Genomic DNA, 17,090 nt, shown 5'->3' with positions numbered 1-17,090 from the left:
GAACGACGATGTTAGGCCTCGGGATGTTCGGCCTTGGGATGTTGATGACGGGCTTCGGAATTTCGACGGCTCGGACCGGCGTGACAAATGACAGAAGCACGAGCCCGAGAGCGGTTCTGGATACGCCCATGGCGAATCTCCGAAATGAATGATTGGCGCGTCGTGGGCGCCGAGAATGGCAAAATTCTAGGCCTGCTCCGTTGGGGAGTCTTGACCCGTTTGGGGTACCCGGGCAGCGGCAATGAGGTTGAGGTCAAGGACCTTCGTCGGCGCGGAGTAGGGTGGCAAGCATTGCCACCAGTTCGGCCTGCCGATGAGTCCCCGTCTTCGAAAAAATGCTCTTCAGCTGGCTCCGCGAGGTTTCCTTGGCGATGCCCATGCGATCTGCCGCTGTTTCGAGGGAGTCGCCGCCGGCGAGCTGTGCGGCCAGGCGGGCCTCGGCCTCGGTGAGGCGAAATGCAGTTTGCAAAGTAGACGCTGGTGGGCGCTGGACCTGTTCGGTGTCCACGAAGATGATCATGGCCTGGCAGTCGGCGAGAGCGTTGCGCGCCATGCTGGCGAGCCGCGTCGGGTAGGCGAGAAGTGGATGACGCCCTTTGCGAGAGATTGCGATCGGCGGCCGAGAGGCGGCTCCCTTGCTGTTGATCAGCTCTCCTATGGCCTTCTCAAGTGTAGCGATCGCTGTGGTGTCGGTCGCGGCGAGCCGGCCCTTGACGACCCACAGATCCTCCCGAAGGAGTTGTTCAGCAACTTGGTTTAACTTGAAAATCCTTCCTGCGCGATTGATCAGGGCTGCTCCGCGGCCGCTCATTTCGAACGCTTCAAGAGCGCCGATCGCGCTCGCGTCGCCGAGTGTGCCAGCGATTGCTGCGGTCGATGAAAGTCGAGTTGATAAAGTGGCCAACTGGCTTTTCTCCGCTTCGGAGAACGGTCCCTGGACGATGGTGCGTTGGATCGAGAGACACCAAAGATCACTTCCGCACTGGATCCCGACGCCGCCGAACCAGCGCAGCCCGTGTGGTGCGAGAAACTCCTGATAGTACGGGTGACGCTTGATCTCCTCGATCGAGTGCAAATCAAGGTCGTCGATGACGCCGCGACGCTTCATCAGGTCGATGCCGCGATGTCTCTCGTCGCGGGCGAACCAACCGTCCCGAACGTACGCTTCGAAAGATCCGGAGACCGAGTCGCTGTGCGGGACGGAAGCGAACATTCTGCCAGTGACAGGCAGAAGGAGTGCTCCGACGCTGTTCGTCACGGTTGCCGCGACATCCAAAGCTCTGACCCATTGGGACGGGTCGGTCGCTGCCTCAAGGAACCTCTCTTCGATCAAATCGATATTTCCGAGCGGCATGTGTCACCCCCATGGCCGGCCCGTAGCTCGCAATGAGAGCAAAGTGTCGCAGTCTACGTAGGGTTGTCCAGCGGATTCAGGCCGGGGAAACTACGGAGAAACACGGGAAACGTTGTGACATTTTTGCATCGGCTGGTTGAATTTGACTGCTGGGCGGGAAACGTACCTCAAATGGGTGACGACCGTCGATGTGGCCGCAACTACAGTCAGAACGTTGTTCTTGCAGGCGCAGTCTGCGATTCACGGCCCGCGGGGAGCCAGGCGGGGTCAGGGGACGAGAAGATGGATTTCAAAGCAATTAAGGGTTTTAAGCACGCGAAGGTGGCATTGCTTACCGCATCAATACCAGCGCTGCTGGTTGCCGCCAGCCCGGCAAAGGCCGACGCAATCGCCGATCGCGTGATTCAGAATGTGATCCAAAACGTCCTGCAGAACGTGCGCGACCAGATCCAGAGCCGTCGGCTCGCTGTGCCGACGCCAGGGCGGATGCAATTCAGCGGCGAAGATGAACCGGCCTATCAGGGCAGCGATCCGTTCGCTGCCCTCGGCTATGCGAAGGCTCCACTCTATACCAAAGCGCCACCTCCGGCACCGGCGGTGCCGACATGGCTCTACGGTGTCAACCTGACTGGATCGGCGGATTGGAGCCGGGCGGCAGGCATCACCACGAGCTCGTATGGCGTCACGGGCGCTATCGACGTCACCAAGATCGGCATTTCCAGCCAGTACGACGCTTTGACCGTTATCTTCACTGGCGGTGGGGTCTGGAGCAATGCGCCTGGGACCGATTCAAGCACTGGCGTTGGCGCCGGCACGATCGCCTACACCAACGGTGGCTTCTCGGTCGATTTCACAATTGACGGGACCTGGACAACGGCGCGCTTGGCGTCAGCTGGTGTAATCACGAATCCGAATTCGGATACCACCGGTGTGAGCTACGCCCCGAACGTCCAATATAAGTTCGATCTCGCCAACGGCTTCTTCATCGAGCCGACGGTCGGCGCGACCTATACGCAAACCTTCACGTCAGGCTTCGGGGTGCAGACCGGCGACAACACGGAGGTGCACGGTGGTGCGCGCTTCGGAACGGACACCACGTGGAACGGAACGCGTGTTCAGCCGTCGCTAAAGCTGGAAGCATTCTCGATCGTTGCGCAAAGCGGCGTCAGCTCAATCTCGGTGGCCGGGACTGGTGTGACAACACCCATTACAACAGGAAGCGGCGTCGCGACTGGTCAGGTCGGCGGCCGTGCGTCAGGAAAGCTGAACATTCTCTGGACACCCACGTTCTCGAGCTTCATCGAGGCTCACGGCAGCGGGATATCGGGACTGACGGCTTACGGAACGACCGCGGGCCTCCGCTGGACGTTCTAGGTAGCTCGAACTCTCTCCAAGTGACTCAGTGCCCCGCCTAACGGCGGGGCTTTTTTCTTTCAATCCCTCTAGCCGCAGTACATTTTCAAGATCACGCCGGATCGGTTCGCGTAGATGACGGTTAGACGGTCCGCGCGAACATCCATCGTCATTGCATTTCCTTCAGGGATGAGCCTTGCGTTTGGCGGAGTTTTTCCCTCCAGCGTGCCAACCGGCTGACCAACGTAGGTCGCGAGATCATTGCTGCCACAGATCGACAAGTCTGGTTTGCGTCCAGATTTTGCAGGTGCGGCGCCATCCTTGGCCATTCCAATCTGTGCGGAAGAGAGCACGAGAAGGAGCGTGATGATGAAACGCTTTGCCATAATATTCGGCTCGAGATGAAGTTGTGCCTTGTGGCGAGGTCAGATCTGGCGGTTTTGACTTCCAGTCTGCCCGTAGAAGCGAAGACTCCCGTCTTGATGCATGTCGCGCTCGATCTCGGCGATCGTTGTGGCGATGACAGTCTCTTTCTTAAGGCCGATAGCAACCCGGTTGCGAAGATTGGTATAGGCGACGTACTTGCAGCCCGGTCCTTGCCGGCTGACCACGCCGCGCAGAACGGGGCCAGCACCTGGCAAGCAGGGCGGCACGTAGAAGCTGATCTCGATCAGCTTTGAATCGTAGCGGCATTCCTTGATAGTGAAGATGCCGCGTGTGTGCTCTGTGGTCTTCTTTAGCATCGGCGATCTCGTCGTTTGGCCTGCAGGTAGATTGGGGGATTTAGCCCCTGACGAACTGGCTTGCCACTAATCGTCATGAGTATGAATCCCTCTCGCATTAAGAATGTCGCGGAACTCGGCACTATAACGAGAGTCAATGGAAAAACAGTATCTACCTTCTTTGATAGCGCCGCGAACATCGCACCCGCAGGAGGAGGACGGATGTTTGAACGCAATGTTGCGGTCAGAGAAGAATTGTTCTGCTTGCTCACAACTCTTGAGGCAATCGACGATTCTTTGATGGCACACCGTCGCCTCCGAAGTTTGGGCGCGCGCGGGCACGACCGCTAGAGCGAGGGACAAAAACGTATTCAGTAATGCGACTTCGGCAACTCTCGAAATGGAAAGAAGCAACTGGGTCCATCTAGACGCTTCGTTCATTTCAGCTCCCGTGTACGGTAGTGCTTCACTCTCAAAGTAGTTGAGTAGTAATGAAACTCATCCAGTGGCGCAACCTTTTGAGGATCGCGACCGTTGGATCCGGGTTGTAAATGCTGACTTTCAGGCGGCCGACTTGATCGCCTCCGGTTGGCTCGAGCGTCGTGACGGGCGCCGCCGAGCAGGACGACTAGGCTCAGCAGGGTTGGCCTGGGCTGTTTTGAAGTCGATTTAAGTTGCACCGCGAGCTCTCCCGAGCCTTAGTTGAAGCCGCTGGAGGATGTCCAACCACTCTTGCCGTTCCAGGTTGTCGGGCAAAATGGGAATGTGGTTCTTCCGTCGCTGCCCGGCTTGCAGCGCGCTTCGTCGACGGCGATGGTCTCGCCAGATGGGATCTGGATAATCACGTCTTGATCGAGGCCAGGTCCCGCACGCAGGTTGATGTAACCGCCCGAGATAGTGGTCTTTACCGTGCGCGTGGCGAGCTGACTTGCCACGGGCTTGGCGGTCGCGATCAACGCGTCGAAGGCGGCTTTGGCGTTTTGGAGGGTGGCTTCGTCGCAGAACCGAAAATACACATGGTCTAGCGTCACCTGGCTCTCGCGCTCGTCCGGCGCGCCAAAGTCGCGCGAGGTCTCGGACTGAACGCATTGCTGCTTGGACCGACAGTACATCGTGAGATAGCGACCTTCGGGATCTTCCGCGATCTCGGGAGGTTGAAGATCCCCGTAGTTCGCCTGGTCGATGGTCTGGCCGCTCGTCTCCCTCGGTTGGCCTCGGCCGTTCCGACGAGCATCGGGATCGCCAGCGAACCTCAATATGGCGTCGTCGTAGAAGAGGGTTCGCGAGTTCTTGGTTACGCGAAAGCTGGTCCCGTTTCCTTTGAACGTCGAACGGGTCAAGACCGTCAGCGGAGTGTCCATCTCGTGGATGGTGGCCGGCGGGACCGGGCAGGCGATCGCGCTTTCCAGAAGCTGTTCGGCGATCTGCGTGTCATCGGCGAAGGAAGACGCCGGAATGGTTAAAGCCGTAAAGCAGACGAGAATTGCGAGCTGTTTTTGCACGGTGTTGTCTTTCAAGTCCATCAGTAACGCATAGAGCTCCGGAGAGCGCCTTCATGACCCAAATGGGTTACGGCGCGAGGGAAAGGATTCAGGTTGAAGCGGTCTCGAAGCAAACCCGAGAGGTGCGTTCACCTCGCGAGGGTGCCTCTGCGGTCGATCGAAGCGAGGCGAACGTCAAGGCGCACAGAACCAGCAGAAAGCCGATTTCGGAAATCTTCAGACAGCCAGGAGGATCTGGCGGAGGGATTGCGCGCAGGTGAACTTGCGAGCTCTGCTCTCACGAGCTCGCCGATCTCCGCGGTGCCGGCGGCAATGACCGGCCTGAAGTGCTGCTCGTGCTGGCGGGCTTCAAGGTCGGCGCTGGCCGGGCAACGAGGCTCAACTTCCTCGATCAACACGTCACCGTGGCTTAGAACGAATCGCCGTCGTAGAAGGGCGCCGTTGACGGAGCGTCATACACGCGCCGCGGAGCGACCTTCAGGCCAAAACGGCACGCCGACCGCTCCAGGCCGGTACGCGGGATCCGGATGAAATCTGAATAGAGCTCGATCGCATTTCGAAGGAATTGAGGACCGTGCGCCTGGCCGCTAAGCATCTCGGCGAGCCCTTCTGGATCATCTGCCGTGACCTGGTGGGCGACCTCGTGGAGGACCGTGGTGGGATTCCGTCCCCAGACCTGAACCGTGAGTTTGCGGGCGCGGACGTCTGCGAGACAGGGCCAGGAATTATCTCCCCCGAAAATGACCTCGGGAGCCTGAATGCGGGCCAATCGGGAGGCGCGCAGCACCAGCTCCACGATTTCCTCGCGGCTCATGACGGCTGGCGCGTGGGGTTCCACGAAATCCTTCTCGAAACCGTAGACCAGGGCCTGTTGGACGTCGTTGACGGGAGCTTGGCTCATGATCGGGGATCATTCCCGCGTAAGCAGCAGCGGTCAACCAAGGATTCGTTAACGGTTGAGCAACGCGGTGGATGGACGTTTCTATTCAGTCTTGCCATAGGATCGGTCGACCGAGGAGTGTCGATGAGATGAGCCGAGCGGACCTTAATCGAGAGCGGAATAGGCGCGTGGCAGCCAAGGAAGAGAAGAGCGGCATCCGCGAAGGTCACTACCTTTTGGATGGGGTTTTCGTCACCGTCTGGTTGTCCTTCTATCCGAAGACGCAGTGGTGGATTGCCGACGCTGCTCGCCCCCGAGGCGAACGGATTGAGGGAACTTCTCGCAAGCTCGATGACCAAACGAGGGTCAGGTTGAAAAGTTGGCTGTAGGAATTTTGACTGGTGATCAGATGACGAAGGAAATGAAACTTCTGCTGGAGTGGCTTTTGTCGGGGCCGGGTCAATATGGCGAGTGCCATGGCAAGACGCTGGATGACCTGATCGAGCGCGGCTGGGTTGTTGTGAACCGGGACGGGGATCAGTCCGGTTTCATCGCGAAAGGTGCCGACCTCATGCACTGCCCGGTCGAGATTACCGCCGCGGGCCGCGCCTCGCTCGAGCCGGAGCTGCAGAGCGCCGCTGAAGTTTCCGACGTGCTTGCCGCGACCGGCATGGGTTAGCGAGGTTTCGAGGAACACCTCATGACGATCAACACGACGCGCGAGAACTGGCTCGTTGACGCAGCAAAGCTGGATGATACGGAGGCGTTGCTCCTGTATCCTCGCGGCGATCTCGATCAGGCGGGCGCGCTGGCTGCCCTGGATGCGCAATATGGCAAGGGTCAGTTTGACGCCTGGCATCATGGATCAGCGCTGCGGATATCGCGCAAGTCCTTCGGGCATCACGGAGCGACCTACAAGCGGTTTTCTGAGGCCAACGAGTATTTTTGGGCGGCTCGAAATGAGAACCTCGGTGAGGAAGAGATTGCGCGCCGGCGCGATCTGATCGCCGAACCGAAGGAAGTGTGGCACGCGATCCATGCGCGCCGGAAAGTCAACAATGCCGATTAATGATATCTACTCGATCCGAGTGCTGATTTGAGAGTGACAGCTCGTGTATGAGATAACCTGCTGGAACTGCGGTGGGCTGCTTGGGAAGACGCACAGCAGCGCGCCGTTGCCGATGTTCTATTGCCTCTCGTGCGCCGAGCTCGAGGAGCAGGACCTGCGTGCTGAAACTGAGCATACAGGTGAGGCGTCCGGTACCGCGGATGCGCCGGCCGGCCATCAGTCTTGAGGGTGGGTCAGCAAATACTTGTGGGTGCGAATACTGATCGCTGGATCGCCGCGGCCGTCGGGAAGAACGATCCAGACCCGGCGGGCATCGCATAGTTTGCAGTTCGCGTGACCGGTGATGTCGGCCTCCAGCCAAACATGCGCAGCATGCGAGGCACAGAAGTGTTCGCCTCGATGATAGATGCGCCAGTGTGGCCGCACCTGGTGCCAGCCTCGCCTGGCCTTTGCTATCAGCCGCTTGGCAAGCGTACGCAGCGAATGGCGAGCGGGCAGCTCGATCCGCAATGTGGTGTGCTCGAGATAGTTCCGGACCCGCGCGTCGGCCATGTAAGTCTTCGCAGGCCGGACTTCAGTTTCGGTTTTGGGAATGTGGTTCAGCGTGCTGAGCAGGGCAATCACTTCACGCACGCAACCGAAATCCTGGACCAGCGAGTGGACCTGGAAGGTCGGAAGCACGCCGCATTCTGTGTCGACTACCTCGACGAGGTCAGCATCGCGAAACGACTTCAACGGGCTCGCGTAACGAACGCCGATATTTGCCTCAATGAGGCCCACCATCCCGTGCCCGAGCATTCCGGCAGAGATGTCGACCTGCAGCTTCGGATGGAAGCCTCGATCGTCTGTACGGTAGGCATACCGGAACGGCACGGTCGCGACCTTGTTGTCGACCACCATAAAGGTTGAGATCCAGATCAGGTCGGGATCGGACGGATCAGCTTCGCAAAGCCAAGCTCGGTCACAGATCGTGCGCGCTGGATCGGGAGGGGTTTGCGGCTCACCCCATTGGGTGGGCGCGTCTACATAGGCCTGGTACAGGGCGCGCTGAAACGCCAGGCCGTCGTACTGAATGAAGACGGACGGGAATGGCAGGCGGGCCGAATGCCTCAGGCTGCTCAGGATGTCAGGTCGGCGCTCGGGGGCGACCTTGAAGGGCACCGTTGCCAATTCAGCGACGAAGGCGGACATGGCTTCGTCAAGCATGAACCGCTTGGCGTTGGCGATGGCACGGCGAAGCGCCGGCGCCGGGCGCCTAGAGATGCGCTCGATCTTGCTCTTGGTGCGATAACTCTCGCGGATCAGCTCGTTGGCGATGTCGTGGTCGGACGGCACAAGCAACTCCTGTGGACCATGCTGTCGACTGATTCGCCAAAGACATCGCGCCGACCGGTATCGGTTTGCAGGCGGGCGGCGGCTGAGTCAAGCTGGCCGGCGCCGGCCGTGATCGTGAGAACGTTGAAGGGCTCGTTGCATGGACCGGCGACAGGAAGACGCCTTTCCTGTAGGTTCCTCACGCCGCAGTGAACGGGAGGTTGACCAAATGCTGCATCCGAGGGGAGAGGAGCCTCCGTTCAACGAAGGCGACCGGATAGAACTGGTCTCGATGACCAACGATCCGGACCCGATCCCGGCAGGCTCGACGGGAACGGTCGCGATGAAACCGGGATGGTTCCAGAATGCATGGCAAGTGACAGTGGAATGGGATAGCGGCCGCGCACTAAGCCTGGTCGTACCGCCCGATGTCGCGATAAAGCTTCCACAACCGACGTCGCATCCGTAAGGGGCGGGTATGCGCACCGCGACAGGATTGCGAGATTGGAAGAAGCCCGACCCCAGCCGAGTCAGCTGATTGGCATCTCGCCGCGATCGAGTTCGAATTCGGGGCGGGTTACGTGCCGTTGCGACGCAGGACGTCTCGGCCGACTGTTCAGTAGGCCGTTGACCACCGGCGTCGTTCAAGCCGCCCGTCCGCGAACCACAAACGTTGGCTTGTAAAGCTTCCAGTTCTTCGGACGGCGATGGATGAACCGGTGCTTTGCGAAGTTGCCGTGATGCACGGCGCCGAGCTCGAGCATTTCGGTGTGAGTTCTGGAGCGCTTGCCGGCCTTCCGCGCGATCATCTGACCGTTCAGGGTGTAGACCCCCTCGGGCTCGGTCATGCCGGCGTAGTCCCAGCCCGTAGCCAGGTAGATCCTTCCCGTATGGCCTTGCCAGGTGTCAGCATACGTCACCAGAAGTGGCCATCTGTCGCGGTCGAGCATTTGCATCGACCGGGAGAGCATAAATGACGCGGCGTTTGCGGGAGCATCTGGCGCGATCGCAAGGCGCGAGAGCGACAGCACGCCCTGCCAGTCGTCTTCACCAGCGAGCGCTCGAGCGGCCCATTGGGTTGGAGGGAGCCACCAGGCGACGCCGACACAGTCGAAATACCATCGCCAGCCGAGCGGATACAGCCCGTGTACTGCTGTCGCGACGGACGAGACGCCTCGCGCGTAGTGATAGGAGGCGATCAGATCCTCGGCAACTTCCCGCGAGACCCCGCCGACGTCCCAGTCTTCCTTGCGGAGACGCGCTTTGGCTTGCATCGTTCGGAGCTTCCTTGCTCGAGAAAAACAATCTGGTCGTTGACGACCTGGAACGGCTTCGAACGCCTGGTGCAGATCGCCTTTTGGAGCTCGGCTTCAAGCTCTGGCCGGCGCAGCATTGATCGTCCGATATCGTTGATTCCGTAGGTCGTGAAGCTCGTTTTGAAGCCGTCTCGATAGAGGATGGAGATCGCCATCAGGCCCAGGAGCTCGCTGACGACGCGCGCCGTCGTTGGCCGATTCCCGCAATATGCAAACATGCCTTCCTGAGCGAGGTCGATACGGTCGTTGGCCGCAAGTTCCTCCAGAACCCTTCGTGCGCCCGGCGTCATGGGCGTGCGATCGAGGGAAAGCGCTGATTGATCATGAAGGACAATTCGCGGCCGGCGTGCGCATCGTAGCGTCCGTTCTGGTCCGGCAGTATTGAGGCCACGTGCTCGCCGGTGGCGTCGTCGATGACGCGAAGACCGGGCTCGCAAAGGTCCAGGGTTGGACCGCGGAGGTCGATCGACAGAAGGTGTTTCATCGAGTTAGTTCCGTTTACCGCCGGATGCACGCTTGGACGCGCGATACTGGGCCCACGCGGCCTTGCCGGCGTCGTTGATCTTGTACATCCAGACCGCCCGACGGCCGGGCGTGTAGCCCTGCTTGTCGGCCAGTCCGGCCTTGGCGAGCTTCACCAGGGTGGCGCCGTGATGCGAGCCGTTGGTGCCGCCACAGTCCATGGGTTTCGCCCAGCCGTCGCTGAAGCCAATCTCCGTGTGATTGCGCGTTGCGAACTCGAGCTCGCCCAGAACATCATAGTCGCGATCCGTCAGTTTCATGATTGTCCCCTTGGCCAGCATCATAACATGGGACTTAAGCAACATTAACCAGGGAGCGTGGATTAAGGTGAACCGAAGCGTTAATCGAATCCTTCGAATAAATTGCGGAGACGGATTTGAACCTTCGATAGGGTGTTCACCCCATAACGATTTCGCAAAACCACCGCCTTAAGCCTCTCGGCCACCTCTCCAATTCTCTCTGATCGTCGATCCCCCCTGTGCCAGAATAGCGCTGTGGCATTCGATACGCGGGAAGTCGCAGGGGTTTCCCGCGGCATTCCTCGATCGATCGCTGTCAGCTCGGCAGGCTCAGCGTGCGATTTATGGAGTGCTGGTCCGGGGAATGGTCTCGGAGTGGAGATCCAGGCGGCCGCCCCCGATAATCTCGACAAGCCGTTCGTATCGCGGGGTGAACGGTGCCGCCTTGTATTTCACGGTGATTTCAATGTGTGCTTCGTCCGACGCGTCCATTCGCGCCTGTAGCCGGGAAACGTCGGCTTCGGAAACGTCGTGCACCGAACACATGAGGGCTTCGATGATAGCCGGAGGATTTTCGTCCGGACCAGCGGTCATGTCCTCAATCACCACTGAGCAATCAATGCTCTGCTCCTCAACCTTCAGCCATCGGTCGACGACGACGGCCCCGGCCGGGATCACCGCATCGCAGTTGACGCCATATCCGACGACATGCATGGTTCGGGATTGGACCGAACCGGTTGAGAGGTTGTCCAGCGGTGGTCCCATCAGCGCACGGATCGGCTCGATCTCGGCCAGGATGTTCTTGGCCGCGTCCGCGTGTGTGATAACGCGGTGCCACACTGCGTCGATTTTCCGGTCTCCGTCTTGAAGTTCGCGCCATCCGCTCCCCATGGTGCCGAGGTCGGTCGTGGTCGGGGCACCATCCTCAGAAAGCTGGATGCGGGCGGACAAATTGACGGGGGACGCCGGCAGATCCTGCACGTCCTGCAGGTTCGGCGGCTCGAGGTTTGCCCGGAGGTAGCCAAGACGCATTTCGAGGATGGCTACGCCAATGGTGGAAGCTACCGCCTCTTCCATGCTGAGACGATCCGCTGCGCCCTGATCGGAGAGCGCCTTGCAAACAACGCTCACACTGTCCTCGTGTGTTTGTTTGCCTGCGTCAGGCAAGAAGCCGAAAGCGCCCCCGACCAAGATGCGTGAGACGTCTTTTTCGGTCCATTGCCTCGTACGGACTTCGTGGAGGGTGTTGAGCACGACAGGTTTAGAGACCAACGAGAGGGTCGGGAGAACGAGTCCTGGCCAGGCGGGATGACACGGCCGTCCGGCGAGTGCGGTCAGGGTGGTCATGACCGGTTCGACGTGCGACCGCGCCACATCCCGGTCGGCTTCGTTGTCCAGATAGGAGATCGCACGCAGGACTGACTCGGCGTTCCGCGCCAGGAAACGCTGGGGTTCCGTGCCGGCGCTCTCGATCGTGGAGGCGACCAGCGAGGCGAAGCCGCCGCGTCTGCACATCGTAGGAACGTCGTCGACCCATGCCGTGAAGTCGACATCGTCGAATGGAAATTTCAGGATGGCCGCATTGAGCTCTCGCGGCGGGTAGGGCCTGACATCGAGCATCTGCTCGACCATCCGCGCCACGGCTTTGCATCCGGCGAGAGGAAGCTTTGGATCGGCACCCGCGTTTAATGCGGCGATCAACCGTTCACGGCTCCATGTAAGGCTTAAGGATCGATCGCATGCTTGTTTGAGGGACGGCCAAGCGGAGTGCCCAAAGGCCTTTGCCAGCATATCCTGGCCGAACCCGAGGGGAAGCCTCTGGCCGAAGAGGGTGTCGACGAATTCGCGAATGCCCTTGGCGATTTTCTTCGCGCGCGAGGTGGGCAAAACAATCTGATTGGCAGTCATGGTGATCTCCGTACAAAGCGATCGTACCCGCGGCGCGGGTACAGCACATTGGACGGTTCTGCCCATAAGGCTTGCCTGGAGAGGGAAGCGCGAACCAAGGCGCTTCTCGGGCAAGATAGGAATCTTCGGGAATGATGGCAAGGCCGCCAAGCCCGGAATGGTTACCGAGCGAGCACGTAACGATTATTTTTACCGGCGGCGCACACCCGCGTCTTCAATGATCAGAACGCAGGAGTTGGGGCCGCAGCCGCCTTTATCCGCTTATAGGTCCGATCGTAGAACGCGAGCTTCGCGGCGTCAAAATTTGAGTTGGCCGCTCGCATCTTGCCGCCATCGAGGAATAGCGACAATGCCCGCGCCCGATTGATCGTCGTGGTCGATTTGTCGTCGACCTTCGGTCCCCAGCCCATGCGGAGCAAGAAGTTGAACATCGCGTCCGGATCCGTGGCCGCGTCGCGATAATCCAGCAGGCTGGCTGCCCCGTCGCGCTTGCTCATCTTCTTGCCGTCCTTGAAGATCAGTCCGACATGGGCGAACCGCGGCAAAGGACGGTCGCCGGCAACTTTCGACAGTGCGAGCCAGATTGCGATCTGCTTGCCAGTGTTGGCGATATGGTCGGTTCCCCGGATGATGAAGTCGATCCCCATCGCATAGTCATCGACCACGGATGCAAACTGATATGTGGCCTGACCGGACTTGTCGCCGCCGCGGATGAGGGGAAGGCCGTCGATCGTCCGCATCGCGTCGGCCGTCACCGGCATGCGGCCACCGATGTCATCGGTCCAGGTCGCGGGCATGTCGGATGGCATCCGGAGAAGGATGGCGCCGTTGTCTGCAACGTTTGCAAGGCCGGCGTCGAGCAGCATTTGGGCGTGCCGGCGGTAGATGGCAGTACGGTCGGATTGCCGGACGGTGAGATCGCGATCCAGCCCGAGCCAGTCGAGACCATCGAAGATCGGCTGGACGGCGGCGGAAAGGTTGCGGTCAGCGTCGGTGTCGTCGATCCGGAGAATGAACCGGCCGCCGGATGCGCGCGCCGCAAGCCAGCAGAAGAGGGCGGTCCTGGCCGTCCCGACATGCATATAGCCGGTCGGCGACGGTGCGATCCTGGTGGTGAACATGGCGGTTGTCCTTGTCGGTAAGGGGTGGAGGCCACGACCGGTTTCGAGCCGGTGTCGACGCAGCTTTGCAGGCTGCCGCATAACCATTCTCTGCCACGTGGCCAATCGAGTGAAATCGTCGAGAGTTTAAGGTCTGAGCTGGATACTCGGGGGAGGTTCTTCTGCGGACACGCCGAGCAGGCGCAAAGGTGGCTGGGGAACCCGGATTTGAACCAGGGCGAACGCGGTCAGAGCGCGTCGTGCTACCGCTACACCATTCCCCAAAGCTGGATGATAAAAGCCTTCCGCGAGACTACGGGGACGGAGCCACTGGCTCATCATCCCCGCCGCGCGTGAGCTCCAAGAGCTCTTCGGCCGACATGGTCGGGCGTATGCCAGCGTTACGCAGTTCCGTGAGTGCTTGATCGAGGTCGATCCTGTGTGCTTCGGCGAGCTCGATGTCGGTGACAGCGCGGACGTCGGCATGGACCAGCGAGATGGTCAGGCCGTTCCGATGCACAGTGAAGTCGCCGCAAACGGTTGTCTTTGGCCGCTCGCGGATCATCCGTGCGAACGCCTCAACTCCTTCAGGATGCAGGTGGTCGATGGCGTCGGCCGCTTGACCCTGAAGGCCGAACTCAAGCAGACGCTGGTTGCCGTCGAGCGGCACGAGCCGCAAGCCCTTGGGGCCGCCCAACAATACACCCTTGATCACCTTCGATTGCGCGGTGGTCATTCGAGCTTCCTTTCGTTTCCGATGCGCCCAAACATAGCGGCCAGCGCCGCAACCCGAAACGACCGGCTTGATGTCTGAAGCATCATCTGGTGAAAAACAAAGGAGGGCGCCTCCTGGACGATTCGAACGTCCGGCCTCTCGCTCCGCAAGCGAGCGCTCTATCCAGCTGAGCTAAGGAGGCATTCTACGATCGCTACGCCGGCGGGGCCCTGAGTTGTTAACCTAATCCTTGGCGGCGACGTTGCGATCTTTGGATGTTTTTTCTAAGGTTCTGAACGAATTCAGGCGCTAGGGAAGAAAATCCATGATCCGTGCTTGCATCCTTGCCGCCACCGCGATCGCGCTCCTGGCCGGTCCGGCCGGCGCCGAATACATCCAGATTCCGGGGGCAGCTCAGGGCGGTGGAGCTCCCTTTGATGGCCGCTGGTCGGTGAGCATCTCCACCACGAGCGGAGACTGCGGCTCAGACGGGGTGATCGTGTTTCAGATCGCAAACGGCCAGATCGTCTCCGACAGCGCCGGTGCCAGCGTCTCCGGTTCGGTTGGCGGCGCCGGCGACGTCCGCGTCAAGATGGTCAATGCCAAGGGATCAGCCTGGGGCTCGGGTCGGCTTGGCGCCCGGGACGGCTCGGGCACCTGGTCGGCGAGCTACGTTTGCTCCGGCATTTGGCAGGCAGCGAGGCTCTAACGGCTCTTCGTCAAATAAGGTTGGAATCTTACCAGAACGACTCTGCAGCCAGATCGGCCCCGGTACCGATCATAAAGGCAAGGTCAGCAACGGAGGCGGCCATGGCGAAGGCTAAACAGACACGCGAAGTGGAGTTGGAGAGAGCGCTCAAAACGCTAGTCGATGCGTGTGGGCACGTAAATCTCGGAGCTTTTAATGGGGCGACGGTAAGGGACTTTCGGAAGGTGATGAAATTCATGGCCGCCTGCGACGCCGCCAAAGAACTGCTGGGAGAGGAATGATGAGTGAGAAAGTAATCGCTTCGGCGGACCTGGAAATGGAAACTCTCGATCTGCTGGATTTCCTCAACAAGCATGTCGGCGAGAACGGAAAGATTGTAGCCTGCCCGATCTACTTTATTGCAGGCGCAAAGGTAGAGCTGATCAGTTCGGTATCACTCAAACAGGATGATGACGGCAGTTATTCGCTGGAGCTTTCCTGACGTTGATTAAGGCGGCCTAACCAGAAGAGCGCGAACCAAATATGTTTCCATCTGACGAGAATTTATGGGCGCAATCCGTCGCCGGGGCGACGAAAGCATCAGCGCCTTTTTCGGCTATTCGGACTTTGGTGTGGATTAGCTGACTAATTCACGTTTATCCGAACTGGTTTGCTTCGACCGGCCGGGTCCGACGGGCCGAGCGATGAGCCCGGGCCGCCGGCGCCTGCCGAGCCGTCGCACCGCGATGCCGTCCGGATGGCGGCCTCCGGGATCCGCGTCGAGACGCGGATGCGGGCGGCGGTAGCCAAACGTCTTCGCCGCTTTGATTGCCCGGTGGACCTCTTGCCACGCATTCGCGAGTTCGAGCTCCTTGCGGAGCTCGGGCCGCATCACCTGATCCTTCCATAGGCCAGGTGTCACGTCGCGCGAGAATGATGGAAAAAGGTCCTTGATCCCCGCACGCAGGGCCAAGCCCCTGCGCGCAATCTCTGAAGCGGAGGCGCACGCATCGGGCGCCTCGAACGCTGCGTTGCCGATCGTGGTGGAGTATCCACCCCACACCTCGACGACCTTGATGCCGGCGAGGTTCGCCTTGCGGCGAAGCATCTGCAAAAAGATCGTCCTGCCCCAGTGGTTCAGCAACTGGTTCAGCTTGCGGTTCTTGCCGCGGCTGCGCAGCTTGCCGAGCCCCTTCTCGACCACGATCAGGCCGGCGCCGTATTGCCGCGCCAGGCGAACGGCGCGATCGGCGGCGACCGCGAGCACCTCGCGCACCGCCTCGGCTGGCGCGCGCGGCTCGTGCTCGAGCTTGATCAGCTTCCAATCGAGCAGTGTCGTCTGGGAAAGCGCCGCGGGATCGGTCGCATTCGCGATCGCGGCCAGGCCGATCCAGGACGGATTGAGGTCGATGCCGACGGCTCGGCCGGCGATCGCCTGCACCGGCCTGCACCGATCCGGATGGTCCGGCAGATCCTCCGGATCGATCGTGATCGAAACAAAGCGCTCGTCGATCGCAAAAGAGACGTTGATCCGGTCCTTCTCCTGCGACTTCGCGCACAGGTCTGCGACCTGGCGCAGCACCTCGCCGGCGTTGCCGGTCATCTGGGTGAGGTGAAGCTCGGCTGTATCCGTGACTACGCCCCCATTCCGACCGCCAGACAGTCTGCGGCCGATTTTGAGGCGAATTGTTCGTTCGCCGATCAGCTGGACATTCTGGTTGCCGAACGCCTTCTGTCGGTCGCCGTAGGAGATGAAGGGCAGAAGGCGCCGGGCGCGCCATTCGTCCGGCCTGATAAGACCCTTGCGACGGCGCTCGAGATGACCCTTGCCACCGAACACGACCTTGCCCTCGGGAAAAGCCTTGCGCTTGGCCCGGCCGGCGCGGGCCGCGCAATGCAGCGCCCAGGAATCCAGAACGCCAGTGCCGAACCTCTGCTTGACCAGAAACCGTAGGTCCTTCTCGTCAACGAGCCCGCCATCGCCGCGCGACGCATTGGCAAAGGCTGAACGAACCGCCGCCGACTGAACGCGCCGAAGCGAGGCGATCAGCTCTCGGCCGCGCGTGTCGGTCCTGTACGGTACCCGGATCGTTTGCATTCCGCCAAGATGTTCACGGTTTATTCCTTGCGTCAACTCCGAAGCAGACGATCGTGCATCACACACCAAAATCCCAATAGCCTGTATTTCAATCCGGCGCTCTCACCAACCTGAGCTACCTAGGCGGAGTGGTAATATAATGCAGCTAGTGGTGCGCAGAGCGGGACTTGAACCAGAAGGCCGAAGCCAGCGCGTTTACAGCGCCTTGGCCCGGGACACCTGCGCATAATCGAATCCTTGGGTTAGAAAGGATTCGATCTATCGAGTTAACGTCCTATTTGGAGATGGAGCGATACAACCTGGGCATGAA

Annotated in this window: 22 protein-coding genes and 4 tRNA genes; 8 read left to right on the top strand and 18 right to left on the bottom strand. The window is 60.3% G+C overall.

Annotated features, from left to right (window positions below):
* Positions 1-253: 253 nt before the first annotated feature.
* Complete coding sequence (locus ACVIGB_RS03095) at positions 254-1,354, bottom strand: helix-turn-helix transcriptional regulator (protein WP_456718204.1); 1,101 nt, start codon at positions 1,352-1,354, stop codon at positions 254-256.
* A 171-nt stretch (positions 1,355-1,525) separates the two neighbouring features.
* On the opposite strand from ACVIGB_RS03095, the gene ACVIGB_RS03090 reads away from it, so the two are divergent.
* Positions 1,526-2,728: an autotransporter outer membrane beta-barrel domain-containing protein gene (locus tag ACVIGB_RS03090; RefSeq protein WP_456718205.1), complete on the top strand. Its 1,203-nt coding sequence runs from the start codon at positions 1,526-1,528 to the stop codon at positions 2,726-2,728.
* A gap of 68 nt (positions 2,729-2,796) precedes the next feature.
* On the opposite strand, the gene ACVIGB_RS03085 is transcribed toward ACVIGB_RS03090, so the two are convergent.
* The 5 genes from ACVIGB_RS03085 to ACVIGB_RS03065 form a co-directional block, all read right to left on the bottom strand.
* Positions 2,797-3,093: an I78 family peptidase inhibitor gene (locus ACVIGB_RS03085; RefSeq protein ID WP_456718206.1), complete on the bottom strand. Its 297-nt coding sequence runs from the start codon at positions 3,091-3,093 to the stop codon at positions 2,797-2,799.
* Between the two features lie 39 nt (positions 3,094-3,132).
* Positions 3,133-3,450: a hypothetical protein gene (locus ACVIGB_RS03080; protein WP_456718207.1), complete on the bottom strand. Its 318-nt coding sequence runs from the start codon at positions 3,448-3,450 to the stop codon at positions 3,133-3,135.
* A 66-nt stretch (positions 3,451-3,516) separates the two neighbouring features.
* Positions 3,517-3,870: a hypothetical protein gene (locus ACVIGB_RS03075; RefSeq protein WP_456718208.1), complete on the bottom strand. Its 354-nt coding sequence runs from the start codon at positions 3,868-3,870 to the stop codon at positions 3,517-3,519.
* 257 nt (positions 3,871-4,127) lie between these two features.
* Positions 4,128-4,952: an SH3 domain-containing protein gene (locus ACVIGB_RS03070; RefSeq protein ID WP_456718209.1), complete on the bottom strand. Its 825-nt coding sequence runs from the start codon at positions 4,950-4,952 to the stop codon at positions 4,128-4,130.
* Positions 4,953-5,340: 388 nt separating this feature from the next.
* Positions 5,341-5,832: a hypothetical protein gene (locus tag ACVIGB_RS03065; protein ID WP_456718210.1), complete on the bottom strand. Its 492-nt coding sequence runs from the start codon at positions 5,830-5,832 to the stop codon at positions 5,341-5,343.
* Between the two features lie 167 nt (positions 5,833-5,999).
* Here ACVIGB_RS03065 and ACVIGB_RS03060 point away from each other — a divergent pair, with 167 nt between their 5' ends.
* From ACVIGB_RS03060 to ACVIGB_RS03050, 3 genes are read left to right on the top strand one after another with little or no spacing between them, the layout of a single operon-like run.
* Complete coding sequence (locus tag ACVIGB_RS03060; protein ID WP_456718211.1) at positions 6,000-6,200, top strand: hypothetical protein; 201 nt, start codon at positions 6,000-6,002, stop codon at positions 6,198-6,200.
* Positions 6,201-6,220: 20 nt separating this feature from the next.
* Positions 6,221-6,490, top strand: a complete 270-nt coding sequence (locus ACVIGB_RS03055) for a hypothetical protein (protein ID WP_456718212.1) — start codon at positions 6,221-6,223, stop codon at positions 6,488-6,490.
* A gap of 21 nt (positions 6,491-6,511) precedes the next feature.
* A complete protein-coding gene (locus ACVIGB_RS03050) occupies positions 6,512-6,880 on the top strand; it encodes a hypothetical protein (protein WP_456718213.1) in 369 nt (122 codons plus the stop codon).
* Positions 6,881-7,096: 216 nt separating this feature from the next.
* Here ACVIGB_RS03050 and ACVIGB_RS03045 read toward each other — a convergent pair whose 3' ends face one another.
* The gene (locus tag ACVIGB_RS03045) at positions 7,097-8,215 is read right to left on the bottom strand and encodes a hypothetical protein (RefSeq protein WP_456718214.1); all 1,119 of its coding nucleotides are present in this window, start codon (positions 8,213-8,215) and stop codon (positions 7,097-7,099) included.
* A 208-nt stretch (positions 8,216-8,423) separates the two neighbouring features.
* Between ACVIGB_RS03045 and ACVIGB_RS03040 the strand changes: the two genes are divergently transcribed.
* Entirely contained in the window at positions 8,424-8,663 is a 240-nt protein-coding gene (locus tag ACVIGB_RS03040) for a DUF4314 domain-containing protein (RefSeq protein WP_456718215.1), read from the top strand.
* A gap of 175 nt (positions 8,664-8,838) precedes the next feature.
* On the opposite strand, the gene ACVIGB_RS03035 is transcribed toward ACVIGB_RS03040, so the two are convergent.
* The 10 genes from ACVIGB_RS03035 to ACVIGB_RS02990 all read right to left on the bottom strand — a co-directional run bounded on the left by ACVIGB_RS03035 (position 8,839) and on the right by ACVIGB_RS02990 (position 14,196).
* On the bottom strand, positions 8,839-9,468 hold the full coding sequence (locus tag ACVIGB_RS03035) for a Mom family adenine methylcarbamoylation protein (RefSeq protein ID WP_456718216.1): 630 nt from the start codon (positions 9,466-9,468) through the stop codon (positions 8,839-8,841).
* Between the two features lie 328 nt (positions 9,469-9,796).
* Positions 9,797-9,994, bottom strand: coding sequence for a hypothetical protein (locus ACVIGB_RS03030; protein WP_456718217.1), 198 nt, complete (start codon positions 9,992-9,994; stop codon positions 9,797-9,799).
* 4 nt (positions 9,995-9,998) lie between these two features.
* Complete coding sequence (locus ACVIGB_RS03025) at positions 9,999-10,292, bottom strand: hypothetical protein (RefSeq protein ID WP_456718218.1); 294 nt, start codon at positions 10,290-10,292, stop codon at positions 9,999-10,001.
* 105 nt (positions 10,293-10,397) lie between these two features.
* Positions 10,398-10,483, bottom strand: a tRNA-Arg gene (locus ACVIGB_RS03020).
* A gap of 130 nt (positions 10,484-10,613) precedes the next feature.
* Complete coding sequence (locus ACVIGB_RS03015; RefSeq protein ID WP_456718219.1) at positions 10,614-12,179, bottom strand: hypothetical protein; 1,566 nt, start codon at positions 12,177-12,179, stop codon at positions 10,614-10,616.
* 221 nt (positions 12,180-12,400) lie between these two features.
* Positions 12,401-13,300: a glutamate--tRNA ligase gene (locus ACVIGB_RS03010; RefSeq protein ID WP_456718220.1), complete on the bottom strand. Its 900-nt coding sequence runs from the start codon at positions 13,298-13,300 to the stop codon at positions 12,401-12,403.
* Between the two features lie 25 nt (positions 13,301-13,325).
* A tRNA-Cys gene (locus ACVIGB_RS03005) sits at positions 13,326-13,403 on the bottom strand.
* An 86-nt stretch (positions 13,404-13,489) separates the two neighbouring features.
* Positions 13,490-13,563 (bottom strand) — tRNA-Gln (locus ACVIGB_RS03000).
* 29 nt (positions 13,564-13,592) lie between these two features.
* Positions 13,593-14,015 carry a hypothetical protein gene (locus tag ACVIGB_RS02995; protein ID WP_456718221.1) on the bottom strand — a complete coding sequence of 141 codons (423 nt, stop codon included), beginning with the start codon at positions 14,013-14,015 and terminating at the stop codon, positions 13,593-13,595.
* A gap of 107 nt (positions 14,016-14,122) precedes the next feature.
* Positions 14,123-14,196 (bottom strand) — tRNA-Arg (locus ACVIGB_RS02990).
* Positions 14,197-14,319: 123 nt separating this feature from the next.
* Between ACVIGB_RS02990 and ACVIGB_RS02985 the strand changes: the two genes are divergently transcribed.
* The 3 genes from ACVIGB_RS02985 (at position 14,320) to ACVIGB_RS02975 (ending at position 15,184) form a co-directional block, all read left to right on the top strand.
* Positions 14,320-14,703: a hypothetical protein gene (locus tag ACVIGB_RS02985; RefSeq protein WP_456718222.1), complete on the top strand. Its 384-nt coding sequence runs from the start codon at positions 14,320-14,322 to the stop codon at positions 14,701-14,703.
* 101 nt (positions 14,704-14,804) lie between these two features.
* Positions 14,805-14,984, top strand: coding sequence for a hypothetical protein (locus tag ACVIGB_RS02980; protein WP_456718223.1), 180 nt, complete (start codon positions 14,805-14,807; stop codon positions 14,982-14,984).
* A complete protein-coding gene (locus ACVIGB_RS02975; RefSeq protein WP_456718224.1) occupies positions 14,984-15,184 on the top strand; it encodes a hypothetical protein in 201 nt (66 codons plus the stop codon). Before ACVIGB_RS02980 ends, ACVIGB_RS02975 begins: the two co-directional genes overlap by 1 nt.
* Positions 15,185-15,319: 135 nt before the next feature.
* Here ACVIGB_RS02975 and ACVIGB_RS02970 read toward each other — a convergent pair whose 3' ends face one another.
* Complete coding sequence (locus tag ACVIGB_RS02970) at positions 15,320-16,780, bottom strand: hypothetical protein (protein ID WP_456718225.1); 1,461 nt, start codon at positions 16,778-16,780, stop codon at positions 15,320-15,322.
* Positions 16,781-17,090: the final 310 nt, after the last annotated feature.

The sequence above is a fragment of the Bradyrhizobium sp. USDA 4341 genome, assembly GCF_054063755.1.
The sequence above is the reverse complement of the archived record's forward strand: the minus strand, read 5'-3'. Positions and strand labels throughout refer to the sequence as shown.

What these genes read in the sequence shown, in the direction of transcription:
- ACVIGB_RS03095 (WP_456718204.1), bottom strand. Translation starts at nt 1,354, where the DNA reads ATGCCGCTCGGAAATATCGATTTGATCGAAGAGAGGTTCCTTGAGGCA.
- ACVIGB_RS03090 (WP_456718205.1), top strand. Translation starts at nt 1,526, where the DNA reads ATGGGTGACGACCGTCGATGTGGCCGCAACTACAGTCAGAACGTTGTT.
- ACVIGB_RS03085 (WP_456718206.1), bottom strand. Translation starts at nt 3,093, where the DNA reads ATGGCAAAGCGTTTCATCATCACGCTCCTTCTCGTGCTCTCTTCCGCA.
- ACVIGB_RS03080 (WP_456718207.1), bottom strand. Translation starts at nt 3,450, where the DNA reads ATGCTAAAGAAGACCACAGAGCACACACGCGGCATCTTCACTATCAAG.
- ACVIGB_RS03075 (WP_456718208.1), bottom strand. Translation starts at nt 3,870, where the DNA reads ATGAACGAAGCGTCTAGATGGACCCAGTTGCTTCTTTCCATTTCGAGA.
- ACVIGB_RS03070 (WP_456718209.1), bottom strand. Translation starts at nt 4,952, where the DNA reads ATGGACTTGAAAGACAACACCGTGCAAAAACAGCTCGCAATTCTCGTC.
- ACVIGB_RS03065 (WP_456718210.1), bottom strand. Translation starts at nt 5,832, where the DNA reads ATGAGCCAAGCTCCCGTCAACGACGTCCAACAGGCCCTGGTCTACGGT.
- ACVIGB_RS03055 (WP_456718212.1), top strand. Translation starts at nt 6,221, where the DNA reads ATGACGAAGGAAATGAAACTTCTGCTGGAGTGGCTTTTGTCGGGGCCG.
- ACVIGB_RS03050 (WP_456718213.1), top strand. Translation starts at nt 6,512, where the DNA reads ATGACGATCAACACGACGCGCGAGAACTGGCTCGTTGACGCAGCAAAG.
- ACVIGB_RS03040 (WP_456718215.1), top strand. Translation starts at nt 8,424, where the DNA reads ATGCTGCATCCGAGGGGAGAGGAGCCTCCGTTCAACGAAGGCGACCGG.
- ACVIGB_RS03035 (WP_456718216.1), bottom strand. Translation starts at nt 9,468, where the DNA reads ATGCAAGCCAAAGCGCGTCTCCGCAAGGAAGACTGGGACGTCGGCGGG.
- ACVIGB_RS03030 (WP_456718217.1), bottom strand. Translation starts at nt 9,994, where the DNA reads ATGAAACACCTTCTGTCGATCGACCTCCGCGGTCCAACCCTGGACCTT.
- ACVIGB_RS03025 (WP_456718218.1), bottom strand. Translation starts at nt 10,292, where the DNA reads ATGAAACTGACGGATCGCGACTATGATGTTCTGGGCGAGCTCGAGTTC.
- ACVIGB_RS03015 (WP_456718219.1), bottom strand. Translation starts at nt 12,179, where the DNA reads ATGACTGCCAATCAGATTGTTTTGCCCACCTCGCGCGCGAAGAAAATC.
- ACVIGB_RS03010 (WP_456718220.1), bottom strand. Translation starts at nt 13,300, where the DNA reads ATGTTCACCACCAGGATCGCACCGTCGCCGACCGGCTATATGCATGTC.
- ACVIGB_RS02995 (WP_456718221.1), bottom strand. Translation starts at nt 14,015, where the DNA reads ATGACCACCGCGCAATCGAAGGTGATCAAGGGTGTATTGTTGGGCGGC.
- ACVIGB_RS02985 (WP_456718222.1), top strand. Translation starts at nt 14,320, where the DNA reads ATGATCCGTGCTTGCATCCTTGCCGCCACCGCGATCGCGCTCCTGGCC.
- ACVIGB_RS02980 (WP_456718223.1), top strand. Translation starts at nt 14,805, where the DNA reads ATGGCGAAGGCTAAACAGACACGCGAAGTGGAGTTGGAGAGAGCGCTC.
- ACVIGB_RS02975 (WP_456718224.1), top strand. Translation starts at nt 14,984, where the DNA reads ATGAGTGAGAAAGTAATCGCTTCGGCGGACCTGGAAATGGAAACTCTC.
- ACVIGB_RS02970 (WP_456718225.1), bottom strand. Translation starts at nt 16,780, where the DNA reads ATGCAAACGATCCGGGTACCGTACAGGACCGACACGCGCGGCCGAGAG.